The 21,435-nt window shown below is 60.0% G+C and carries 29 protein-coding genes; 10 read left to right on the forward strand and 19 right to left on the reverse strand.

The window, feature by feature from the left end; genetic code table 11:
- The first annotated feature begins 69 nt into the window (after positions 1-69).
- The 8 genes from hmd (at position 70) to MK_RS00105 (ending at position 7,083) form a co-directional block, all read left to right on the forward strand.
- Positions 70-1,146 carry a 5,10-methenyltetrahydromethanopterin hydrogenase gene (gene hmd, locus MK_RS00070; protein ID WP_011018385.1) on the forward strand — a complete coding sequence of 359 codons (1,077 nt, stop codon included), beginning with the start codon at positions 70-72 and terminating at the stop codon, positions 1,144-1,146.
- Positions 1,147-1,188: 42 nt separating this feature from the next.
- Positions 1,189-1,947, forward strand: coding sequence for an SAM-dependent methyltransferase HcgC family protein (locus MK_RS00075; RefSeq protein WP_011018386.1), 759 nt, complete (start codon positions 1,189-1,191; stop codon positions 1,945-1,947).
- On the forward strand, positions 1,916-2,677 hold the full coding sequence (locus tag MK_RS00080; RefSeq protein WP_011018387.1) for a Nif3-like dinuclear metal center hexameric protein: 762 nt from the start codon (positions 1,916-1,918) through the stop codon (positions 2,675-2,677). Before MK_RS00075 ends, MK_RS00080 begins: the two co-directional genes overlap by 32 nt.
- Positions 2,634-3,704, forward strand: a complete 1,071-nt coding sequence (gene hmdB / locus MK_RS00085; protein WP_011018388.1) for a 5,10-methenyltetrahydromethanopterin hydrogenase cofactor biosynthesis protein HmdB — start codon at positions 2,634-2,636, stop codon at positions 3,702-3,704. The genes MK_RS00080 and hmdB overlap by 44 nt, the downstream gene beginning before the upstream one ends.
- Complete coding sequence (gene hmdC, locus MK_RS00090) at positions 3,650-5,185, forward strand: 5,10-methenyltetrahydromethanopterin hydrogenase cofactor biosynthesis protein HmdC (RefSeq protein ID WP_011018389.1); 1,536 nt, start codon at positions 3,650-3,652, stop codon at positions 5,183-5,185. Before hmdB ends, hmdC begins: the two co-directional genes overlap by 55 nt.
- A complete protein-coding gene (locus tag MK_RS00095; protein ID WP_011018390.1) occupies positions 5,179-5,661 on the forward strand; it encodes a DUF3236 domain-containing protein in 483 nt (160 codons plus the stop codon). The genes hmdC and MK_RS00095 overlap by 7 nt, the downstream gene beginning before the upstream one ends.
- A gap of 83 nt (positions 5,662-5,744) precedes the next feature.
- Positions 5,745-6,767, forward strand: a complete 1,023-nt coding sequence (locus tag MK_RS00100) for a peptidase U32 family protein (protein WP_011018391.1) — start codon at positions 5,745-5,747, stop codon at positions 6,765-6,767.
- A complete protein-coding gene (locus MK_RS00105) occupies positions 6,724-7,083 on the forward strand; it encodes a DUF5402 family protein (protein ID WP_011018392.1) in 360 nt (119 codons plus the stop codon). The genes MK_RS00100 and MK_RS00105 overlap by 44 nt, the downstream gene beginning before the upstream one ends.
- Before the next feature lie 174 nt (positions 7,084-7,257).
- Here MK_RS00105 and MK_RS00110 read toward each other — a convergent pair whose 3' ends face one another.
- The 17 genes from MK_RS00110 to MK_RS00190 all read right to left on the reverse strand — a co-directional run bounded on the left by MK_RS00110 (position 7,258) and on the right by MK_RS00190 (position 18,378).
- The gene (locus MK_RS00110; RefSeq protein ID WP_148679366.1) at positions 7,258-7,503 is read right to left on the reverse strand and encodes a hypothetical protein; all 246 of its coding nucleotides are present in this window, start codon (positions 7,501-7,503) and stop codon (positions 7,258-7,260) included.
- Positions 7,504-7,505: 2 nt separating this feature from the next.
- Positions 7,506-8,276, reverse strand: a complete 771-nt coding sequence (mtnP, locus tag MK_RS00115; RefSeq protein WP_011018393.1) for an S-methyl-5'-thioadenosine phosphorylase — start codon at positions 8,274-8,276, stop codon at positions 7,506-7,508.
- The gene (gene cmk, locus MK_RS00120; RefSeq protein WP_011018394.1) at positions 8,273-8,854 is read right to left on the reverse strand and encodes a (d)CMP kinase; all 582 of its coding nucleotides are present in this window, start codon (positions 8,852-8,854) and stop codon (positions 8,273-8,275) included. The genes mtnP and cmk overlap by 4 nt, the downstream gene beginning before the upstream one ends.
- Positions 8,855-8,857: 3 nt before the next feature.
- On the reverse strand, positions 8,858-9,199 hold the full coding sequence (locus MK_RS00125) for a 50S ribosomal protein L34e (protein WP_011018395.1): 342 nt from the start codon (positions 9,197-9,199) through the stop codon (positions 8,858-8,860).
- Between the two features lie 7 nt (positions 9,200-9,206).
- Positions 9,207-9,743 carry an EMC3/TMCO1 family protein gene (locus tag MK_RS00130; protein WP_011018396.1) on the reverse strand — a complete coding sequence of 179 codons (537 nt, stop codon included), beginning with the start codon at positions 9,741-9,743 and terminating at the stop codon, positions 9,207-9,209.
- Positions 9,744-9,756: 13 nt separating this feature from the next.
- Positions 9,757-10,332 carry an adenylate kinase gene (locus tag MK_RS00135; protein ID WP_011018397.1) on the reverse strand — a complete coding sequence of 192 codons (576 nt, stop codon included), beginning with the start codon at positions 10,330-10,332 and terminating at the stop codon, positions 9,757-9,759.
- A gap of 19 nt (positions 10,333-10,351) precedes the next feature.
- Positions 10,352-11,728 (reverse strand): preprotein translocase subunit SecY, encoded by a 1,377-nt coding sequence (gene secY, locus MK_RS00140; protein WP_011018398.1) that lies wholly within the window; start codon positions 11,726-11,728, stop codon positions 10,352-10,354.
- Between the two features lie 66 nt (positions 11,729-11,794).
- Positions 11,795-12,253, reverse strand: coding sequence for an uL15m family ribosomal protein (locus MK_RS00145; protein WP_148679887.1), 459 nt, complete (start codon positions 12,251-12,253; stop codon positions 11,795-11,797).
- Between the two features lie 20 nt (positions 12,254-12,273).
- Positions 12,274-12,792: a 50S ribosomal protein L30 gene (locus MK_RS00150; RefSeq protein ID WP_148679888.1), complete on the reverse strand. Its 519-nt coding sequence runs from the start codon at positions 12,790-12,792 to the stop codon at positions 12,274-12,276.
- A gap of 78 nt (positions 12,793-12,870) precedes the next feature.
- Positions 12,871-13,551: a 30S ribosomal protein S5 gene (locus tag MK_RS00155; RefSeq protein ID WP_011018401.1), complete on the reverse strand. Its 681-nt coding sequence runs from the start codon at positions 13,549-13,551 to the stop codon at positions 12,871-12,873.
- A gap of 16 nt (positions 13,552-13,567) precedes the next feature.
- Positions 13,568-14,167: a 50S ribosomal protein L18 gene (locus tag MK_RS00160; protein WP_011018402.1), complete on the reverse strand. Its 600-nt coding sequence runs from the start codon at positions 14,165-14,167 to the stop codon at positions 13,568-13,570.
- Between the two features lie 12 nt (positions 14,168-14,179).
- Complete coding sequence (locus MK_RS00165; RefSeq protein ID WP_011018403.1) at positions 14,180-14,629, reverse strand: 50S ribosomal protein L19e; 450 nt, start codon at positions 14,627-14,629, stop codon at positions 14,180-14,182.
- Between the two features lie 63 nt (positions 14,630-14,692).
- The gene (locus MK_RS00170; protein WP_148679367.1) at positions 14,693-15,340 is read right to left on the reverse strand and encodes a ZPR1 zinc finger domain-containing protein; all 648 of its coding nucleotides are present in this window, start codon (positions 15,338-15,340) and stop codon (positions 14,693-14,695) included.
- Positions 15,315-16,298, reverse strand: a complete 984-nt coding sequence (locus MK_RS00175) for an AAA family ATPase (protein WP_011018405.1) — start codon at positions 16,296-16,298, stop codon at positions 15,315-15,317. The genes MK_RS00170 and MK_RS00175 overlap by 26 nt, the downstream gene beginning before the upstream one ends.
- A 3-nt stretch (positions 16,299-16,301) precedes the next feature.
- Positions 16,302-16,637, reverse strand: a complete 336-nt coding sequence (gene sepF / locus MK_RS00180; protein ID WP_158295849.1) for a cell division protein SepF — start codon at positions 16,635-16,637, stop codon at positions 16,302-16,304.
- 5 nt (positions 16,638-16,642) lie between these two features.
- Positions 16,643-17,728, reverse strand: coding sequence for a DUF1611 domain-containing protein (locus tag MK_RS00185; RefSeq protein WP_226988761.1), 1,086 nt, complete (start codon positions 17,726-17,728; stop codon positions 16,643-16,645).
- Positions 17,729-17,787: 59 nt separating this feature from the next.
- On the reverse strand, positions 17,788-18,378 hold the full coding sequence (locus tag MK_RS00190) for an Era-like GTP-binding protein (protein WP_011018408.1): 591 nt from the start codon (positions 18,376-18,378) through the stop codon (positions 17,788-17,790).
- 208 nt (positions 18,379-18,586) lie between these two features.
- On the opposite strand from MK_RS00190, the gene MK_RS00195 reads away from it, so the two are divergent.
- Together MK_RS00195 and MK_RS00200 are read left to right on the forward strand one after the other, a co-directional pair.
- Positions 18,587-19,147 (forward strand): HD domain-containing protein, encoded by a 561-nt coding sequence (locus MK_RS00195; RefSeq protein ID WP_226988762.1) that lies wholly within the window; start codon positions 18,587-18,589, stop codon positions 19,145-19,147.
- Positions 19,119-20,180, forward strand: coding sequence for an mRNA surveillance protein pelota (locus MK_RS00200; RefSeq protein ID WP_011018410.1), 1,062 nt, complete (start codon positions 19,119-19,121; stop codon positions 20,178-20,180). Before MK_RS00195 ends, MK_RS00200 begins: the two co-directional genes overlap by 29 nt.
- Here the strand turns inward: MK_RS00200 and MK_RS00205 are convergent.
- Both MK_RS00205 and MK_RS00210 read right to left on the reverse strand, forming a co-directional pair.
- A complete protein-coding gene (locus MK_RS00205; RefSeq protein WP_148679370.1) occupies positions 20,124-20,654 on the reverse strand; it encodes a hypothetical protein in 531 nt (176 codons plus the stop codon). The genes MK_RS00200 and MK_RS00205 overlap by 57 nt on opposite strands.
- A complete protein-coding gene (locus tag MK_RS00210) occupies positions 20,651-21,409 on the reverse strand; it encodes a KaiC domain-containing protein (RefSeq protein WP_011018411.1) in 759 nt (252 codons plus the stop codon). The genes MK_RS00205 and MK_RS00210 overlap by 4 nt, the downstream gene beginning before the upstream one ends.
- Between the last annotated feature and the right edge of the window lie 26 nt (positions 21,410-21,435).

A 21,435-nucleotide genomic window follows, 5' to 3' on the forward strand; every position in this document is an offset into this window, starting at 1 on the left:
CGCTAATTAATCTCACCACCCGGAGGGATGACGCATTGGTAAAGATACCCTAACACGGGGTGCCCACGCATGGTCGAGATCAACAAAGTCGCGATTTTAGGCGCCGGATGTTGGAGAACCCACGCCGCGACGGGCATCACGACGTTCAAGCGTGCGTGTGAGGTGGCCGATGAGACCGGCATCAAAGAGGCCGCTCTCACGCACTCCAGCGTGACGTACGCCGTCGAGCTGAAGCACCTGGCGGGCGTCGACGAGGTCGTCCTCTCCGACCCCGTGTTCGATGCCGATGGCTTCACGGTCGTGGACATCGAAGAGGACTGCGACGTGGATCTGGACGAGTTCATCAAGGCGCACCTCGAGGGTAACCCCGAGGACGTGATGCCGAAGCTACGGGACTACGTGAACGACATCGCCGATGACGTCCCGAAGCCGCCCAAGGGAGCCATCCACTTCCTGAGCCCCGAGGAGATGGAGGACAAGCTCGACATCGTCGTGACCACAGACGACGCGGAGGCCGTCGAGGACGCGGACATGATCATCTCCTGGTTGCCGAAAGGCGGAGTTCAGCCTGATATTTTCAAGAAGATCATCGACGACATCCCGGAAGGCTGCATCGTAGCCAACACCTGTACGATCCCGACGCGACAGTTCAAGGAGATGTTCGAAGACATGGGCCGCGATGATCTGCAGGTAACCTCCTACCACCCGGCGACCGTGCCGGAGCACAAGGGTCAGGTGTTCGTGGCAGAAGGTTACGCGGACGAGGAAGTTGTCGAGGCCGTCTACGAGCTGGGTGAGAAGGCCCGCGGACTGGCGTTCAAGGTCCCGGGCTACCTGCTGGGCCCGGTGTGCGACATGGCCAGCGCCGTCACGGCGATCGTGTACGCCGGCCTGCTGACGTTCCGAGATGCGTGTACCGACATCCTAGGAGCTCCCGTGGACTTCACCCAGAACATGGCCGTAGAAGCACTGCAGATGATGGCGAAGTTCATGGAGGAAGAGGGTCTAGACAAGCTAGAGGAGGCCCTGGACCCGGCGGCGCTCACGAACACGGCCGACTCGATGAACTTCGGCCCGCTGGCGGACACGGAGATCCTGCCGAAGGCCCTAGAGGTCCTGGAGAAGTACTCGAAGAAGGCGGAGTAAGCCCCTTTACTTTCCCCCACAGTCTCTTTCCAGGGGAGCTCGTTGAAGGAACCGGAACCGGGAATAACCGATCTCACGGAGACCGTCCGGTCACGTCCGTTCTGGGACGTCGTCAAGGAGATCGGGTTAGCTAAAGCCGAGGAAATCGCTGAAGTTGTTCCGGAAGGTTCCCGGATCCTCGTGTTGGGAGCATATCTGACAGGAATCTTCGTGGCGGAGCTCCTCTCGGAGGAGCACGAAATCACCGTCCTAGATCCCGAACCCGCGCTTCGGAAGATCCTACCCCCGGGTGTGAGGTTCAGGGCCAGTCGAGTACCTCCTCCCGGCCGCTACGATGTCGTGATAGACCTAACGGGATTAGGCGGAACGAACCCCCGGGTGCTACGTAGGCTGAATCCCGAGGTACTCGTGGTAGAAAATCCCGCCGGGAACATGAACGACCCTCGAATCGAGGAGTACAACGACACCGAAGAGCGTCTGGAGGCCGGGGAAGAATCCTACGAGCTCCGGCTGTTCGACGCCCCGTTCGAGGCCAAGACTTCCGGCACGTTCACGCTCTCCGTGAGGACCGTACGTGAGGCTGCGAACAGGCTGGAGCGCCATTACGGTGTCCTTTACGCCGTCCCGGGTGTTGTTAACCTCGAACGATGGACCTTCAGACTGAGGAGACCCGAAGAGGGGGTCGAGCGAGCTCGGGAGAAACCGGCGGTGACGGTATCGCAGCTCACCGGTTCCTCGGACCCGGACGAGGTCATCGGGGAAGTCCTTGATGAGATCCTCTTCGAAATCCGTGAGCGTTGAAGGCGTTCTGGAAGTTCTCGAGGGACTGGCACCGTTCGATCTAGCCGTCGAGGGAGACGAGGTGGGTCTCGTCGCGGGGGATCCCTCCGACTCTGTAGACCGTGTAGTGGTATGCTTAGACCTCACACCTCAGCTCGTCCGTCGGCTGTCCCCCGAAACACTCGTGATATCCCATCATCCCGTCCCCGGACCTCTGCTCGAACGCGTACGATCCCCCGTGATCGTGTTCCATTCGAACTGGGACGCAGCTCGAGCCGCGGAGGCCCTAGCCGAGTGGTTAGGGCTCGAAGATGTCCGTAAGCCGGATCCGCTAGCCGCCGAAGGCAGGTTCGACGGCACGCTCGAGGATCTGTTGTCGAGAGTGGAGGACGCTCTCAACCCTCCGGAAATACGAGTAGTCGCCACTAAAAACCGCATACATCGCGTGATCGTGGTCTCCGGGTTCGGACTATCCACGGACCGTTTCGTTCGTCTCGCGGCGAAGGAGGGCGCTGACGCGGTCGTTTCCGGTGATCTAACCCACCGAACGGCCGTCGTCGCCCGTGTGCTCGGTGTGACCTGTGTGGACGCCACTCATGCACGTACCGAGCTGCCCGGGTTGAAGGAGCTCGCAGAGGAACTCTCGAAACGCTTGCGGGTGCGGGTAGAGCTGAGGTCGCCCGAGCATCCGGTGGGGGATCATTATCGTGCGTTTCAAAGACGCGCTGCGCGAAGTCAGGACGGATCGTAAGTTGGCCGATACCGAGGCCATCGTTCGCTTACTCTCCGCCAAATCGGTTAGGGTACACGACCTGTTCCGAGCCGCCCTGAGCGAGAAACTCCACCATCGCGGAGAGCTGGTGAAGCTCACGTCAACGATACACGTAACCAACGAGTGCCGCATCCGGCCGAGATGTGCGTACTGCGGCTTCGCCGCGGGCGCGTCCCCGGAGGGTTACTTCGAGGGATTCACACGGAGCTACGAGGAGATCGCAGAGGCCGCGAAAGCCATCGAGGAATCGGGAATCCCACGCGTCAGCTGCTCGGGAGCTTATCGCGGAGACGGGGGTAAGCTGGCCGTGACCGCCGCTAGGGCGGTGAAGGAGAACACCGACCTGGAGCTCCTCATCAACTTCGGCCACGACCTGTCCGAAGAGACCATAGCGGAGCTCGCGAGGCTAGACGTGGAAACCATTTGCTGTAATTTGGAAACCACTAATAGGGAGCTGTTCGAAAGGTTGAAACCCGGAGACAGCTTCGAGGAGCGCGTCCGTGTGTGCGAGACCGTATGTCGATACGGCATTGACCTGTCAAGCGGCCTCCTAGTGGGAATCGGTGAGGACTACAGGGACCGAGCCGAGCATCTGAAGTTCCTCGCGAGGTTCGAAACCCTCGCGGAAATACCCATTATGGGGTTCAACCCGTATCCCGGTACACTGATGGAACACGTGCCCCGTTGTCCGCTGTTGGAGCAGGCGAAGGTCATGGCCGTAGCCAGACTGATGTACCCCGACTTAATGATCACCGCCCCCACACCGACCGTGGGACCGGAGGAAGTCGAGGTGGCACTGATGGCGGGTGCCGACAACCTGGCGACCGTGATACCGGACAACCATCCGCACGAGGTTAAGGGTGTCGGAAACCCGCGGACCGGCAACCTGGATAGGGTCGTGGAGCTCATCGAGGGGTTCGGGCTCAAGCCCGAGCTCAGGGGTGACCGAGCTTGCTCGACCTCCTGCACGAAGCTTGTGAATCGCTCGACGCAGCGCTCGAGCTGAAGCGGCTGGCTTACGAGGGGAAGCTAAGCGTCGATGAGGTGGTTACGGACCTGGGAGAACTCACGGATCGGGAACTCGAAGCCCTAGGTGACAATCTGCGCACGTTTCCGATGGGCTGCGATCTGATCGAGCTGGCCGTAGGTCCCTGTGCCTCCGATTACTCCCCGGATGTCCTCCTTGCGAACGCCATCCTGGCGGACCGGATGGGATTACCGCTCCACGTGTGCGCGTACGCGGTGGCGGACGTCGCCGAGAACTACGGGATGAGGCCTATCGAGTTGTTCCGTCGCCTTGTGAGGAACGTTCGCGTGCCGGTGGACGTGGATCATATAGGAGCTCACGGCCCGATGCGGTTTCCGCGAGATATAACCGCGTGTGAGGGAACTTGCTACCTGGAAGGGCCGCCGTTCAAAGAGTGCCCTCGAGGTAGGATACATCGGCGGTTGATCGACAAGGAGAGGCAGCAGGGAGAGGATCTGGAGGAATGGGCGGAACTGGCGGCCTCGATCTGTGTGAACGTCACGGGAGAAGGGGGACAGGACGCGGAAGCCCACGCCGCTCCACTCGATGAGATGAAGCGCGTCGCCGAAACGGCTCGACACTCGGGTGCGGGCGTCGGAGCCATCCTGCACGTCGCGGACGGCGAGGACGAGTTCGCCGACGGCCTCAAAGCGGCCGTCGAGGAGGTGAAAGCGGACTACCTAGCGGTCGAAGGAGGTCCGTTCAACCGAGCCGAAGATCGACTCTCGGCCTTCCGACGGGCCGTAGTAGCGTGCAGGGTATTCGCGCCCGGAAAGGTCGTCCTGACCAACGGGGCTTACGAGGACGAACTCGTCGTGGGACTGAGAGCAGGCTTGAACGGCGCCCTCTCAGGGTTCCCCAAAAATCACCACGGATACATGGTCGGGTACGAGCCCGGAACCGCGCGACGCGGTAAGTTCGGACTCCCAAAGGTTCTCGCGATCATGCGGAAGACGTTGGGCTCACGGTACGGGAACACCAAGGTGCCGGCCGGCTGGGAGGAACTCGAAGGGATCACGCGGGCCGCTCTCTTCCTGGGATCCAACTTACTGTACCCGCGAGACGTGGCCGGCATCCCGATAGGTGACGTCCACTGGGTAGCCGCCCTCCGGTCCAACGCCGCCCGCGAGTTGTCCGATGAGGTCAGGTCCGTCGAGGAGGTCGCATCGGAAGTTGACGCCGATACCGTCGCCCTGTTGGGTGGGAGGTTCCCGGCCTGGGGTCTCGCCTTGACCCTCGACGAGCTGGGCGTGTCCGAAGTGCTGATAAGCGATCCGGACGCGTGGGTCGAGAGGGCCACCGTACGGTTGCTGGACGAGGAGCTCGACGCCACGGTACACGCAATGGCTGGGGACGATCGCAAGGCCGTGAAGGAAGCAGACGCGGCCTTCGTGACGGCCGTCATGCCGGGGATAGCCGAGCGCCTAGCCGAGAGGACCGGGGCGATGACCGTGTGCTGAAGGAGACGCTGCTCAAGGCCTGGTGGGAGTCCTGGGAAGGCACCCGCCGGGGTGACGAGGAGCGGGAGGTCGAAGGGCTCCGCGAGTACTTGACCTCGGCGGACCGGCTCGCGGTGGTAACGGGTAACGAGGACAAGCTCCGGGCGGTCAACAAAGTCCTCCGCAGGTTCGGGTTGCCGGAAGCCGAGATGATCAGAGTACCGACGGAGATGGCGGACGCGACGCCGTGTCCCGCCATCTTCAAGGCGATCATGGGAGTTCAAGTGTCGGACGCCGACGTAGTGATCGCTAGAGGGAGGTTAGGGGTTCCGGGATCCGGAGCCATGACCGTGTTCATGGACGCGCGATGTAGGTTGCTGACGGCGGCCCTTTCTCCACCTCACGTCCTTCACGAGATGTCGGTGAAAGAGGCTATGGAGCGCGAAGCGGAGGAAGCCCTGCGGCGTCTGGGTATGAGGGAGACCACGTCCCGTTAACTCGCAGTAATACCCGAAGCTCGGTCGGAAATAAAAAACGCTCTTCTTCATTTCCCGAACCACCAATCCTCCGGGGACGGGCAGTGTTCTCCGTTCCCTCCCCCGGAGACCCTGCCCTCACCGACCGACTTCTACGGTCGCTCCCGACTGACCGGATCGAAACAGTCTACTTCGGCCTCCCGATCGCCGGGACAGGACGCGCCACACCCGTGCAGGTCGACACGGACACGGCGACCGAGCTCGCAGAGGTTTGTCACTCGTATTCGGTGGAACCGGAAGCCGTCATCAACCCACTTTGCACGGCGGATGTAGTCTGCTCTCGCAACGCCTTCGCAGAGTTCGAGCGGACACTCGACGATCTCGACGACGCCGGGATCGAACGTCTAGTACTCTCCGATCCGTTGATGATCCACGCCGCGGTGGAGCGTGGCTTCCGCGTCTCAGTCTCTTGTGTAGTGGAGGTGAACACACCCGAGCGCGCCCGGTACTTCGATGAAATAGGAGTGGAGGAGATCACCTTGGACACGAACGTGAACCGACGCCTCGACACCATCGAAGCGATAGCGTCCGAGGTCTCCGCACGCCTCCGGATCATCGTTAACGAAGGGTGCTTACCCGACTGCCCGTACCGGGCCTCACATTTCTGTCTGTTCTCCCACGCCACCCGGCCCGGCGAAGAAGTGGCGGAAGATCCCTACTTCGTACGTTGCATCTCCGAGCGCGTGAACAACCCGACGCTGATAATCAAGTCACCATTTGTGCGACCTGAAGACCTGAGCGTCTACATGGATCTCGGTGTAAGGGCGTTCAAAATCGCGGGACGTGCGAACTCGATCACGTGGATACGTCGGGCCGTACGGGCTTACCTGCGGGGCCGATACGACGGCAATCTCCTCGACATACTCGACTGTCCGACCGTCCTCCGGCACCTGTATCACGTGGATAACCGGGAGCTGGATGGGTTCCTAAAGCGGGTAGGTCGGTGTGATCGTCGGTGTTCGAAGTGCGGATTCTGTGCCGAGCTTGCTGAGCGGGCCGTAGAGCCGTTGGGCGGTCTAGAAGATGCCGAAGTTGAACCAGCGAGGACTGGTCGAGTTACGGCGTGAGTTGGAGCGGCGGCTCGTAGAACTGCTGGGCAAACCGGTACACGTGATGCAGCTGACGATCTTCGCGCTACCGTGCGGATGTGTAGGTGCTTCTCTGGAGGTGCGCAACATCGTCCGGGAAGACGCTGAGGTCTTCAGGGACCACCTCCGAGACCTCCTACGAGAGATGGTGAAATGGACGCTGGGGAAGGAACCCGACCTGTACTACGCACGGCTGACTCCGTCCGGTTACGATGTAGTCAGTCTAACGGGCCGCGTAGCTTGCGACGAATGCGAGAAGAACTTCAAGGGAGCGGCCGACGTGCTCCCGCTCTGACACGACGCCCTGGAAGCGTTATCGGGGTAACAGCGGCGGGTGTGCCCGGTCCAAAGGACGGGGCGGTCACCGTCCGGTCGGACGACCATCTCCGCCCCGCCGGCTGCCTGTACCGGGCGGGTTCCACCCGCCCATCGTCGTCCGGCGGGTCGCCGGACCTCGAGCGTCCCGAGTTCACTTAAGTGCTTTCGGGAAGAACTCGCGGCGAGCCTCCCGCAGGGTGATGCCTTTGACGCGCGCGTACGCTTTCCTCAATGTCTCAGCCCTTATCTCCATGTGTCCTTCCTCTTCGGATATGCGTACGGCTTCGCGTACGACATCCTCTAATATGTCCGGGTAATCGTCTTCCAATCTCTTGAGATACCGGAGTGCCAACGGGCGGACCTTAAAGTCGTCAGGAATGAGGTCCAGAGCCCTCAACCTCATACCTCGGCGCCCTCCAAAGCTTGGGAGCAGGGGCACGATCGTTTCGGTGGAATGTACTCGATGCAACGCTCAATTAGTTCCACCGCCTTCGGTCTGAGCTCCTCGACCAGCTCGAACACCTCATCGATCGTGCGGCGGCGATCGTCGATGCCAGCGGCATAGTTGGTGCACAAGCACACGGAGGCGTAGCAGATCTCGAGCTCCCTGGCGAGCACGACCTCCGGGAATCCTGTCATTCCAACGATATCACCGCCGAGCTTCCGGAAGGCACGGATCTCGGCCGGCGTCTCGAACCTGGGTCCTTCGGTGGCCACGTATACAGCGCCTTCTTTGACCGTGTACCCTAGGTCGTCCGCGGCCTTCAGTAGCGCTTCACGTAGCTCCGGACAATAGGGTTCGGTGACATCGACGTGAACGACCTTCTCGTCGTAGAACGTCGTCGGCCTGCGCTTAGTGAAGTCGAGGAAATCCACCGGAAGGACGATGTCTCCAGGCTCGTATTCGTCGGAGTTGATCACGCCGACGGAGTTCGTCGCCAATATCCGTTTCACGCCGAGCTCCCGCATCGCCCACACGATGGCTCGATAGTTGATACGGTGTGGGGGCAGATCGTGGCCCTTACCGTGCCGGTTTATGAAGTACACTCGATGATCTCCGACCCGGGTGATGTCCACGCGTACAGTGCCGTAGGGTGTGAACACCGTCCGCCTGCGTTCGGGCAGACCGGGTTGGAAACCCGTGCCGCCTATCACTCCTACCTCGGTCATGGATCCTCACGCTCCAGCAGCGGATCTATCGCCGCTTTGAGAATGGAGAACGTCTCGTCTTCGGACCATCGGGAGGTGTCGAGGACGAGATCGTACAAGGAGAGGTCCGTCGGATCGACGCCGTAGATCTCCTTATACCGCTTCAACTCGCTTTTTTCCCGTTCCTGAATGCGTCGGCGAGCCTCTTCCACGTCGATCCCTTCGCGCTTCGCTACCCGCTCGGCGCGCACTTCTAACGGAGCTTTGAGCCATATCTTGAGGGTGGCCAGGTCGGGACCTTTCACATGGTCCAGTTCGCCGGCCGCAACGAAGGCCGCTAGGCGTCCCTCGAGTATTACGTCACCCTCTTCCGCGGCTTCCCGCTGCCTCCGATCGATTTCAAGGTCGATGTCCGGGTTGTCCTCCGCGACTTTGGAGAACTCCTCGAGGTCCATGCCTCGCTCCTCGGCCATCTCTCGGAATATCTTACCTGCGTACACGTGCTTAAGGCCGTAGTGCTCGGCGAGCCGCCGGGCCATGGTGGTGGTGCCGGATCCCGGGAGGCCGCCGATGGTGATGACTACGCTGATTGAAAACACCCCTCATTCCTCGGGCTCCGGCGGTTCCTCGTCCGGTAGTACTGGCAGCCACGGCTGCTCTCGCTTGCGCTCCCAGAACTTGTACCTCACCTTATCCTTGATGAGCTTCCTAGCGCACTCCGGGCACAGGACGCCACCGTAGGGACGGTTTGGTCGCTTCTGCGTCTTCGGTGCGTTCTTGAGCTCGACGTTACGACCGCGCATCACGCCGTTCAGCCGGCGACCACAGGCTCCGCACTTGGGCCAGTTCGGGATCTTCTTCTCGAAGTGAATGACGGTCCTACCTCCAGGGGTGCGCTTGTACACCCGTCGACAGGACCTGGACCGGTACCTCGGGGCTGGCATCGTCGTCTCACCCACCTCCGAAGCGTTTTACCGCCGTTTCCGCCAAGGGCTTGAGCACGAACGACACCGTGACGGCGCAGAGGATGTACCAGCCCACGGGGCCCAAGGTATCCCCCACACCCGGCACGTAGAAGGGTAACTTCACCGTCCAGTGGGCCAGCCGGTACTCGAGGGTGTATATAATAATGATTATAGGCGGGAACGTGATGATCATGGCCTTGATCTGCTTACTCATCAGCTGGGACTGAACCTTTAGGAACTCTCGGGAGTGGTCTCGCATCTTCTCCTCTATCTCCTTCATCCTCTTGACATCACCTAACACCTTAGCCCTCTGGAGCTCTTCTTGGTACTTCTTGGTCTCGTCAGCCATTTTCCGGACTCGCTCCAGCTCTTCCCTCCCGATCACGAGTTCGTAAACGATGTCGATGAAGAGCGTCACAAGAGCCGCAGCCACCAGCATCCCAAGGGCGGGACCGAAGTAGTGGATAAACGGGTCGACGAGTGGGTAAAAGTGCCGCGCAAGGCCTTCAGTGAGTCCGTGCACGTCTCCCTCCCCGTCAGAGGGATCGGACCGTCTCGACGAACTCACGTACGGCCTCTTCGAGGCGGTCGTCGTGGTTCTCGATGATTTTCACGGTAGCCCCGGTCAGCGCGGCGTAAGCCATCGCTGCCATTCGGTTCATCTTCTGATGCTCCTCTATCTCGTGGGCCCGGTCGTAGTCACGCTGACGCTCCTCTGAGTCTTTCACCCTCCGCATCATGATCTCATCGGGGTCGGCTTCGATAAGAACGATGACGTCGGGCTGCAGCTCCTCGAGGACCCAGATCGGAAGACCCGGCAGGTAACCGGCCGGTGTTTTGATGGTACAGTGCGTGTCGACTATGATCCCCTCCTTCTCCTCGGCCATCTTGGCGATCCTACGTGCGGCGAGGCGCTGGATTTCGCGCTGCTTTTCGGCGGGGAGCTTCCTGATCTCGTCGCGATGCTCGACTAGGCCTTCTTCCTTGGCGATCTCGAGCATGACATCGCCGTAGTTAACGTGCTCGTAACCCTCGAGCTCCTTTACGGCCTCGGTGGTAACGGTCGTGGCTCCGACTCCGGGTACTCCCGTCGCTACGATCACATAACCCATCCAAATCCACCCCTCTACGCTACCTCAAGGTCTTTTCGAGGAATTTCCGCACGACGGGGTGTGCCTCCATGAGGCGCTCTTGCTTGATCTCTTCGTACATGTTGTAGAGGATTGATACTGTCAGGAGTACGCCTGTACCTCCACCCAGCGCGCCCATCAAGTCGGCACCCGCGGCGAGGAATCCTACGAAGGCTCCACCCATCACGGTCACGGGGTAGATGTACTTCTGGAGCCGCTTCTCCAACACCCTGATATCTCGACGGAAGCCCGGGATGTGCAGGCCAGCGCGGTGCAGGTGTCTGGCGATCTCACGTGGTCCCATACCGGTCAACTCGACCCACAGGACCGCGAAGAACACGGACGCTATCACCATGGCCATCATGTAGCCCAGCGCTTGCAAGGGGTCTGATAGCGTCTTCACGATACTGTTAGGGGGCGATAGGTAGTACACGAGTCCGGATATCGGTTGACCGCGCGGATCGAGCTTCCCCAGTATCGGTACACCCATCCGTTGGAAAGCCAGCGCCCACAGTCGAACGTTCATGAACAGCGCCGAGGCCAGGATCACGGGGATGTTGGACGTGTAGAGTAGACGGACTGGGAAGCGGCCTCGAGCACCCCGAATTCCGGCGAACGCGATCGGGATCTCGACCCTCATACCCTCAACGTAAAGCACTATGAGGAACGTGATGATGGCCCCGATGACTGGGGCGAGTAGCGTCCAATCCGGCGTCCCTTGCATCGCCGAGTACAGGAACGCCCAGACGGCACCCGCGGGGCGCCCGGGCTGCTGCGGGCTCGGGAGCGGGTTGAACGCTCCGATGATAATCTGTGACGAAACCCCAGCGACGATGAATAGTCCGACACCAGATCCTATACCCCACTTGCTGACGACCTCGTCCAAGAAGATGACCAAAATGCCACCGAGCGCCAACTGTAAGATGAGCAGGATTTCGAGCAAGATACTCGGCTCGGCCGGCGGCGCGGCACCGCTGAACACCATCATCACACCTTCGAAGAAGCACAGGACGATCGCGAGCAGCTTTTGGAGACCTTGGAAGAGTCTTCGATCCTCAGGATTCGTCAGATCCAACTTGATTAGGTCGCCTCCGACGAGGAGCTGCAAGAGGATCGAAGCGGTAACGATAGGACCGATACCCAGGGTGAGGATCGAACCGAAGTTTCCGGCCAGGACGGCACGCAAATTCGCGAAGTAGTCCACAGCCTGCGGTGAGAGACCATAGAGCGGAATTTCACACAGTATGAAGTAAAGGATGAGCGGTATTCCTGTGTACTTGAACAGCTTCTCGTTGAAAGGTACGTGCCTGTCCGGAACCTTAACCTCAGGGAGCCTCTCCAGGATCGGCCTTAACCTCTCCAGCCAGTCATCCGCCAACGTCGTCTCCTCCCAGAAGCGTTTGGTGGCGACTGGGACGCCGAGCCTTGAAAAAACCGGCGGGCACTATGCTTCCCGGGCTTCCCCACCTGCTTCCTCTAGCTTCTCGACGGCCCTTTCGGTGAACTCGGGAGCGACGACCACTAGCGGCCTCTTGACGTGACCGCCTCCTAGCACCTTGTCGAAGGGGCCGCCGTAGGGTTTCAGTCGCTCGTCGGTAACGTCGATGACGATCTTATCGCCGTCCTTCTCCGCGATCCCATCCTCCAAGAGCTTGTCCGCCAGGGCGTCCAATTCGCCAACGTTGATGGTGTTGGGCTCCCGAACCACCTTGGGTGGACGGTTGAACCCCCGCTTACCGAAGTGATCCGGCATGTACTTGATGACGTGGAACCACTTGTGTTTGTGCGATCCGGCCATACCGCGCCCGCCGCGGTTACCGGCACCACGCCGGTTCTTGTGACTGCCTCCACCGTGGGTCCGCGATCCACGGTACTTCTTCGGGGACTTCTTCTTCCGCCGCACGACCACGTGGATTGCCCCCTTCAGATCATCCGCTCCAGGAGGTCGTTGATGGCCTTCCCGCGGTAGCCGAGCGCGCCACCGAGCGTGTACGGCTTCTTAATGCCTCCCCTTTCGTACCCTCCGCGGGGCGGGTGCAGGCGGAAGAACGGCTTCAGCTTCGGGATGTCATCGAGTTCCGCCTCGAACTCGCAGTATGCCCGTGCGAACTCCTCTACACTGTCGTACTCGGTGTGTTCGGACACGTACTCGTCGGTTACCGGACGACCGCCTTCTAGCTCTCCCCGCTTCTTCAGTAAGGCCGCCACGGTGTCCGGTTCCACCTCGCCCCATGTCACGTAATCCTTGATCTTCTGCAGCATACCCAGGTAACTCGGGCGATCGTCGATCAGCACGCACCAGTTGCGCCGCAGCAGCTTCAGCATCCGCATGGTATCCTCGATATCCCGACGTACGCCGACGGGACCGCGCACCCGGACGACCGCGAGCCGGGTAGTGGCTCGCTCGTACTCCCGAGCCTCCGGGCTGACCTTGACCCCGATATCCTCCTTCGCGCGGCGGGCCGCCGCCTCGCTCGCCGTCTCGTGTTTCAGCTCGATCTTGCCGGTAGCCGCCATCTTTTACGCCCCCTCGGCGCTGCCGCTCACGATTCCGAGCCGCTCGGCCTCTTCCTCGCGCATCCTCACGTAGATCAGGTTCCGCAGCGCATCGAACGTCGCCTTGGCGAAGTTGATCGTGGTCCTGGTCTCACCCTTGCCCTTGCCGCCCGTGGTCTTCGTCCAGACGTCCTCGATGCCGGCCATCTCCAGGACCTTCTGCGCGGTTTCGCCCGCGACGAGCCCAGTACCCCTTGGAGCCGGCTTGAGCGTGATGCGGACGCTGCCGCACTTGCCGGTGATCTCGAAGGGGATGGAATGCGGTCGACCGCAGCCGCACTCCCAGCTACCGCAGCCGCGACGGACCTTAATGATGTTTAGCTTAGCCCGGTCGATCGCGGCACGGATCGCGGGACCTACCTCTCGAGCTTTACCCTGCCCGACACCTACGAATCCGTCCTTGTTTCCTACTACCACCGTGACCCTGAACCTCACTCGACGGCCGGACTTGTGCATCTTCTGGACCATGTTGACGTCGAGTACTTCCTCCTCCAGATCGGGCAGCAGCCAGTCCACGATCTCCGGCTCTAGGATCTTCCAACCCTGAGCGAACACCTCGTCGATAGTCTTGATCTCGCCCTCCTTGACCATGCGACCTAGTTTGGTCTTGGGTTCCCACTCCTCCAGATGTGGTGGAACGGACATGCTCGCATCGCCCCCGTCACGCGCCGCCGAACTCCTCCTCGATTTTGGACTTTACTTCCTCGAAGTGTTCCGGGAGTTCTTCCGGTTTCAGACCACGTTCGAGGTACTTGGAGAACCTGCGCTCGTACTCCTCCGGGTCCTCTTCCTTGATCTGTCGGGCCAGGTTGGCGATGTGCTCACCACGGATCCTGTCCTCCGGTGGGAGCACCTCCTCCCCGTGCGGTATGTCCATGCCGGCGTCGAGGGCTCCCTTCAGCATGGCGAACACTCGGGAGCCCCGCACGGGTCGGTGGAGTCCTATGTCGATCACCGCTCGCTCGATGCCCCGTTCAAGCGCTCGGAGACCGCACAGGTAACCCGTCAGATAGGCCGCCGGTGTGTTTCCGCAGTGTCCCTTCCAGCCGAACTTGTTGCGCAGCTCGATGGAGTGGGCCGATGCCAGTGTGACGTCACCATGTGGGGCGAAGTCGACGATCTGGGCGATGTTGTGGTTGAGCGTTTTCCTGGCCACTAGGCGCGGAGCGTCGGCCTTGATTAACTCACGTCGCTTGTAGTAGTTGGTCTTACCCTCGCGACGCCTTCTGAACGGAACCCGATACCTGGGACCCGTGGCCAACGCAATCACCCCTTACTTCTTCCACAGGTCGTTCTCCTCGATGTACGCCAACAGGTGCGAGGTGTCGCGGAAGTATCCTCCCTTCGCCATCATGTACAGCTTCCGATACGTGCTGCGGTCGATCTTGCCGGAGTCTCGGAGCTCCCGCAGCTTGCGCCTGATCGGCCTTATTCGCTGGATCCACGCGCGCTTCTTCGGCATCCGTGCACCCTTCGCTCCCTTCCGACGACCCGGACCACGCTGGCGCCCCTTCTTCCGCTGTTCGTGCCGCTTCCGGGCTCTCACCCGGGACTGTCCCTTGATCGGCTTCTTCCGGATAGCCCCCTCCTTGATGAGCCGACGGATATCCTCCCGGGTCTGGGCTCGGGCGACTTCTTCCAGCCTCTCCGGATCTATCCATATCCTATGAACACCGCACTTGAGTATCTCGGCCGCCATCCGACGCTGGGGCCGTAGGTTCATGGTCCTTCTCACCCTCCTACTTCGGGCCTGGACCCTCCCTCAACGCCGCCGTCGGTTCGAGTCCTAATTAGAATATTCCCCGGAGGGCACCAGCGGGCGGAATATCCTGCTGCGGAGCTCTTCGGCCTCCTCCTCGTCCAACTCCCGCACCTCGAGCTTGTCGTCCTCCTCGGGAACGATGGCCGAGTGACCGTAAGGATCCTTTAGCACGATCGTGATCTCGTCCTCTCCTGAAACCGCCGCGTCCATCCTGCGTAGGATTTCCTCCGCCCGCTTCTTGGACTCCTCTTTATCCGCCCACTTGGCGGCTGTTTCCACGCGTTCTCGGATCCTCCTCAGCAATCCCTCGATGTTGGACACGAAACCCTGAGCAGCGGGACCTGGCTTGACCTCGATCCCGAGCTCGGGTATTTCAACGAAACCCGAAGGTGAGCGAACCACTCGAACGCGAAGATCCTCGGGTGAGTTAACCCGGTACCGGTACTCCGCAGGTTCCCGATCCTCCAAACACATAACATCGGAGTGCCGATACCCGCACGCCTTACAGTGGATGAACTGCTCGAGGACTCGCCCGAAGTGTGGTATCTCATCCACTCTTCCGTGTACCATCAGTGCCTTTTCTCCACACACTGGACACTCCAAGTCGGATAACTCCATTTTATACTTCATTTCATGGGTTTCGCGGTTATCCTCCCCTATCTTCTTTCCCAACCTCGCACACGTCCCCCGGCCGTAGCTCTTCTACCTTAAATCCCTCCTCTCGAAGCTTCTCGATGGCACGATGCAGTGACTCCTCGTCCGGAGCAGAGATTTTATGATAATGCACGTTATTCGACGCAGAGTAGAGATGTTTGAAGTACTGCCGCGATTCCTCGTTGTTCAAAATTTCTTCCCATTCGTCCACGGGGTCCCTTCGGAAGGATACTTTGATCACATCGCGCTTACCTGGGATGGGAAAACCAATGTCTATTAACCTACAATTGTTCTCCCGTATAATTTCGGCCTCACGGACGGAATCTTCCAGACTATGGACGGATTTGATCACTACACTGACGCTTCGGACTACGGACAGCACCTCGCTGACCGTGCGGTCGATATCATCGTTCTTGATAGTGGGTATACCGTGCTCGTCCGCCGCTTCGAGGAGGAAGTCATGGATAATTCGGATCTGGCGGAAGTACTCGAGATGTCGACCTCCACGACCCTTCTCCATAGCACGCTTCACGAACCGCTCACGGTGCTCCTCTTCGTCCGCGTAGAGTATGACCATGTGGACGTCGGCATACTGGTAGTCTTCCGGGCGCACGAGGCCCGGTACGAGGTGGACGCCTTCTATCACCAAGTCACTAGCGTCCTCGACAGCCCTCTTGATCACCATGTCGATGGCGGGCTTCACCATTGAGGCGTGCTCCACGAAACCTGCGATGACTCGGTCTCGGAACCTCTTGGGAACCATGTGGTCGGGAATTCTGAGCGCGCGATAGGCGTTGTAGGAGGACATGTGGAGCACAGGAGCGTACTTTTTGTCGATCGCTCCCCGGAGAACCTCTCGAAGGTGATCAGTCTCGATGAGGTGTGTAATATTGAGTCTCCTCGCGACCTCACGAGCGATCGTGGACGTCCCAACGCCCGAAGCGCCACCGATCAGCACGATCGTGGATCTAGCCATTTATCAGCCCCGCCTCTCGATGTCAACACTATCGGAAGTGACCAGCAGCACGGTGTCTTTAATAACCCCGACGAATCCACCAAGGCTCACCGCGGTGCGTTTGAGTTCTTGGATAATATCCTCATGACCATCGCGATCGAGGAGGGGTTTGACATCCAGTATCAGCACGTTCCCTTGGTAAAGCTCATTCATCAACTCCTCCAAATCCGACGGCTCCTGAACCCGAGATACTATTATCGTAACTTTGGGGTGCTGAGTTCTCTCTTCCTCTTCCTCCTCCAGGAAGTCCTCAAGCATGGGGCCTTTCGAGTTCTCCCCCTCGCCAAAGATCTTTTTCAAGAACCCTAACATCGTGCCCCGCCCCGACCGGCCCCCTCGATAGTGCGGAGCACGTCCCGTGCCAGCTTCTCGGATTCCTCGACGGGGTTCCTCACTGGAACTTGCTCTCCCGTAGCCCGCCATATCTTAGCACGGAGTCTACGAGCGTACGTCTCGAAGGGTTCCTCCAAGTTTCTCGGGTTCACGCACACCGCCGCGAGGTCCGCGTCGGGGACTATAACCCGGAGGGCATTGACTTCGGCCAAAACCCCACGAGGGTACCGGAACGGGTGGTTCGGACGGTGACATACCACCACCGCATCCGGAGCACACCCGAGTAATATCCCTAAGTAGAGGGGCCGTGGATGCGGGTTACGACGCTCGGTGAGTGAAGACTGTCCCTCTACAATGATCACGTCGGCGTCTTTCTCCTCAGCGACGTAGTCGACGGCGTGGGCTACTGCGGAGGCTACGTCCATGACGGAGAGAGAACCCGCCCGGAACCCCACGTCCGCTTCGAGCGCTGCGAACTCTCCCGTGGCCACCGTCGCGGGGGTATAGCCTGACGCCTCGAGTCCTTCCGCTAACTTGAGGGTCGTAGTACGTTTACCACACTCTTGAGAGGTCCCACCCACGAACACGCGCGGTATTTCCGTCTCAGGCCTGTCCTTCTTGGGTACCACCTCAGTGCAGCGTTCTGGGGCGTCCCCGGCTACCTCACGAACGACGTCCAGCCTGGGGCTCAGTTCGAGGATCTTGACGCCTTTCGACTCGGCCAGCTTCACTAGCGCAGGATAGTCTTCGAGCGGAAGTGACCTGAAGGACGTAACTACATTGAGGCCGCGGCGGATGGATTCCACGGCCAGCTCCAGGGCTCTGTGTTCCGCACCCTTCGGAAGCATAATCGCCACGGAGGACGCCCCTTCGACGGCCTCATCGAAGTCGTTCGTAACTTTCACTCCGGCGATCTCCATTCCCACCTTACTCGGGTCGTCGTCCATAATCCCAACGACTTCGACCGTGGGAAGTGTCGCGAACTTTTCCCCGCCGCCCCCGGCACCTACCACGGCGAACGGGTTGAGCTCGGCAAGCTCATCGATCGAACGTAGCACCGTCAACTGTAGCCGCCCCCCGGCTTCACCGCGATCCGCGCCGGCCAGTGCTGATAGTATTACCGGTACCCCGGAGCGGCCCGTAGCGTTCGTCGCTTCTCACGAACCCGACGCTCGATCTCCCTGAGCAGCCTCCCGATACCCTCGCCGGTAAGGGCGGACACGGGGATGGGTCTGTGACCAGTACGCTCCCTGATGCGTTCTAACCGTTCCTCAAGTTCCCCGCGGTCGAGAAGATCGATCTTGTTCGCGACGAGCAGCGTCTCGAGGTCGGCGGCGTACTTGATCACGTGGAGTGCACGGAGCGTTTCGGGACCTACATGCCGCGTGACGTCGACCACGAACAGCGCCAGATCGTATCTGCCGAGCTTCTCGGCGACGTCCTCGGCACGGACACCTCGTTTACTTCGCTTACCCCGCTCGTCGGCGAGTCCGACGGTATCGAACACGTACAGGGGGAACTCGCGGGACGTCCAACGGTAACCGGAGACCGTCTTCGTGGTACCGGGGACTTCGGAGACCTCAGTGACCTCGCGACCCATCAGCGCGTTGACCAGAGTGGACTTGCCGGCGTTTTCAGGCCCCAACACGGCGATACGAAAGGCCCGCGAGTCCAACTCCGGAACCTCTTTCACGGAGGTCTCTTTCATCCCCTCACCCCCCGCACAACCCGGGCTAAACCTGCCAAGAACCCCAGGATCACTCCCAAAACCGGGAGCAACACCTTGAGCGGTCTATGTTGCACGTATTGGGATAAGATCCAGCCTGCAACCACCCCAAACACCACGGAGCTCGAAAGCTCCACAGCAGCGATATACTCCCTCCGCAAGGGGCCCACCCGGGGATAGTGATTTGGACGTGGAGGCGGTTTACCGATTGAAGCGCATACTCAGGACGGGGTGGTTAGTCCGGGGTATCCCCAGAAGCTCCGTGGAAAGCGTCGCGGAACACTCTTTCGGTGCGGCGATGTTGGCCTGGGAGATCTGCCATCGACTGGCCGAGCGAGGGATCGACGTCGACCCTTACAAGACTGTCGTTATGGCGCTGATCCACGATCTCCCGGAAGCCCTCACCTTGGACCTAGATGTCGAGGCATCGCGGGTGTTCGGTGATGCCAAGCGCGAAGCGGAGGAAAAAGCCGCCGAATGCGTGTTCGATGAGGAACTACTCGATCTTTGGAGGGAGTTCGAGCGACGTGAATCCCCGGAGGCGAAGGCTGCCAAGCTCGCGGACACTCTCGACATGGCCCTGCAGGCCTTGGAGTACTCTCAAGTCGGGTTCGAAGCGTATCGGGAGTTCTTAGACTCAGCGGAGCGCGAGGCCAGGGAGCTAGGCCGGGAGTACCTACTAGTTTTCAAAGAGATATTACGCGAGCGGGGGTGGGATAGTAATGAAGGTGGTGGAAAAGGATCTGGATAAAGGATACATAGAAGTACTTCCTGAAACGTTGGACGATCTGTGGCACTTATACCATGTTGTCAGGAAGGGCGATCTAGTATTCGCACTGGAAAGACGACGGGTTAAAGATGAGAGGGCTGAAACTATTAGGAGAGATAAAGGAGAACGCAAACCGGTTTACCTAGGAGTCCGAGTAGAAGATGTAGAGTTTGACAAATACGCGAACAGATTGCGAATCAAAGGTGTAATAGAGCACGGTCCCGAGTCTGGATCGCACCATACCGTTAATGTTACGACTGGGAAACGAATAAAGATTGTAAAGGACGAATGGGAACGAAAAGACCTAGAGCGCATCGAAGAAGCTGAGATGTCGCGACCACCCGTGATGCTCGTGGCCGTGGACACAGGTGAGGGGACCATCGGAATAGTCCGAGACTACGGGTTAGACGTCGTGGCTCGGGTTCGGCATAACGTACCGGGGAAGCGTGGCGGCGACCGGAGGGCGGAGATGCGGAAGTTCTTCCATCGACTCGCCGACGAGATCGAGCGCATCGCCGAGGAGGAAGGAGTGGAACACATCGTCGTGGGCGGCCCGGGGTTCGTGAAGTCGGATTTCGCAGAGTTCTTACGGGAGGAGCGGGATATCCCAGCCCACGTGGAGGATACTGGTTCGGCGGGCGAGGCCGGGCTCATCGAGATGATCCGACGCGGAGCGGTAGAGAGGGCCGTCGAAGAGTCTAGGGTCGCGGAGGAAGTAAAGCATCTCGAGGAAGTGTTCAAGAGGATCGGTAAGGGTGATGATAAGGTAGCGTACGGCGTCCGAGAGTGTCTCAAAGCCGCGGAGTTCGGAGCTATCGACGTACTGCTGGTGGCGGACGAGAAGTTCCGGGAAGCGATGGTGGAAGGTGAAGAGGACGTCCTGAACGCCGTCAAGTACGCGGAGCGTACAGGGGCCGAGGTGCTCATCGTAAGCACGGAACACGAGTGGGGCGAGAGGCTACGGGAATTGGGGGGAATCGCCGCACTGCTTCGGTTCTCTATCCCCACGGGGTAGCACGGTAATCGTGCACCGGCGAGAGCACACGTCCCCCGTGTCATGGAGTATCTCGACGTCGTGACCGGCCAGCCGGCACAGTTCATCTATGAGGTTGACCACCGGACATGCGGGATACCTCCTTATGGAGTCCTGGATGATCCGCTTCGTCCTATCCGACAGGGACTCGTACTTTTTGAGCATCGAAAAGGGCGAGATCGGGCACCCTCTTACCGTTACAACGATTTTGTCACTCTCGACCTCGATTTTCGCCGCTTCGCCCAACATCCGATCACAAACGTCCTTCACTATGACGTCGACAGAGACTCGTTCGAATCCGGCGTAGTCCGGCATCAACTCGTATTCGAGATATGACTCGGCAGCCCGTCGGTACAGGGTCTTCCGGAACGCTGTAGCTCGCTCTCCGAACATCTCGGCGGGCACCACGATGATCGCGAAGTTGAAGTGTCGGAGCAGTGAGCGCGGGTCCTTCAATCCTCCACCTCCCGCACCTCGCCACGCTCCTTCACGAAGACTTTCTCCGGGTCCACCCGAATCCCCTCATCGGTGATCTCGAACGGGTGACGCCGCATGCTGTGTGCAGTTCCCCTCATCTTCCACACTATCAACGACCTCCAGAGTCTTCCTTCTACTTCGTCGAGATCGAGCCGGATAATACCATCCACGGCGTGCTCCACACCCGGACCTCCGAAGCCACGTTCGTGGGCGGCGATCTGGTTAACCAGGATGCTGGTACACCCTAGCCCCGCGAGCATCCGTTTGAGCCTGAACATGATCCGACGCGCCACACTGGGCTTATCGATGTATAACGGGGTCACGGAGTCTATAGCCACCCTCTTGGCCTCGACGTCGTTGACGGCTTGCCTGATCACTCCGATCAGCTCACTGGCATCCGTCGGATCCTTCACGACGTACTTCTCGTACTCGCTCGCCCTGCCTATGCCGCCCGTGAACGCGTCCACGACGGCTAGGAGGCCCTCCTCCTCGTACTCCCGGAAGTTCCAGCCGAACCCTTCCACGTTCTTCCTAACCTGAACTGGGTGCTCCTCGAGCGTCACGAAGACACCGGGCTCACCTTCTTCCAGCCCTGCCCAGATGAACTGCTGTGAGAATATCGTCTTACCCGTTCCCGGACCTCCGGTCAGTAGTACGGCGTTACGCTCCGGGATCCCCCCGTTGAGGACTTCGTCCATCCCCGGAATACCCGTTGAGACTCTCTCCACGGCCATGGGACCGTCCCCCGTCGAACTCCCCT

The organism is Methanopyrus kandleri AV19 (assembly GCF_000007185.1).
In the GTDB taxonomy this organism is placed as follows: domain Archaea; phylum JAADCQ01; class Methanopyri; order Methanopyrales; family Methanopyraceae; genus Methanopyrus; species Methanopyrus kandleri.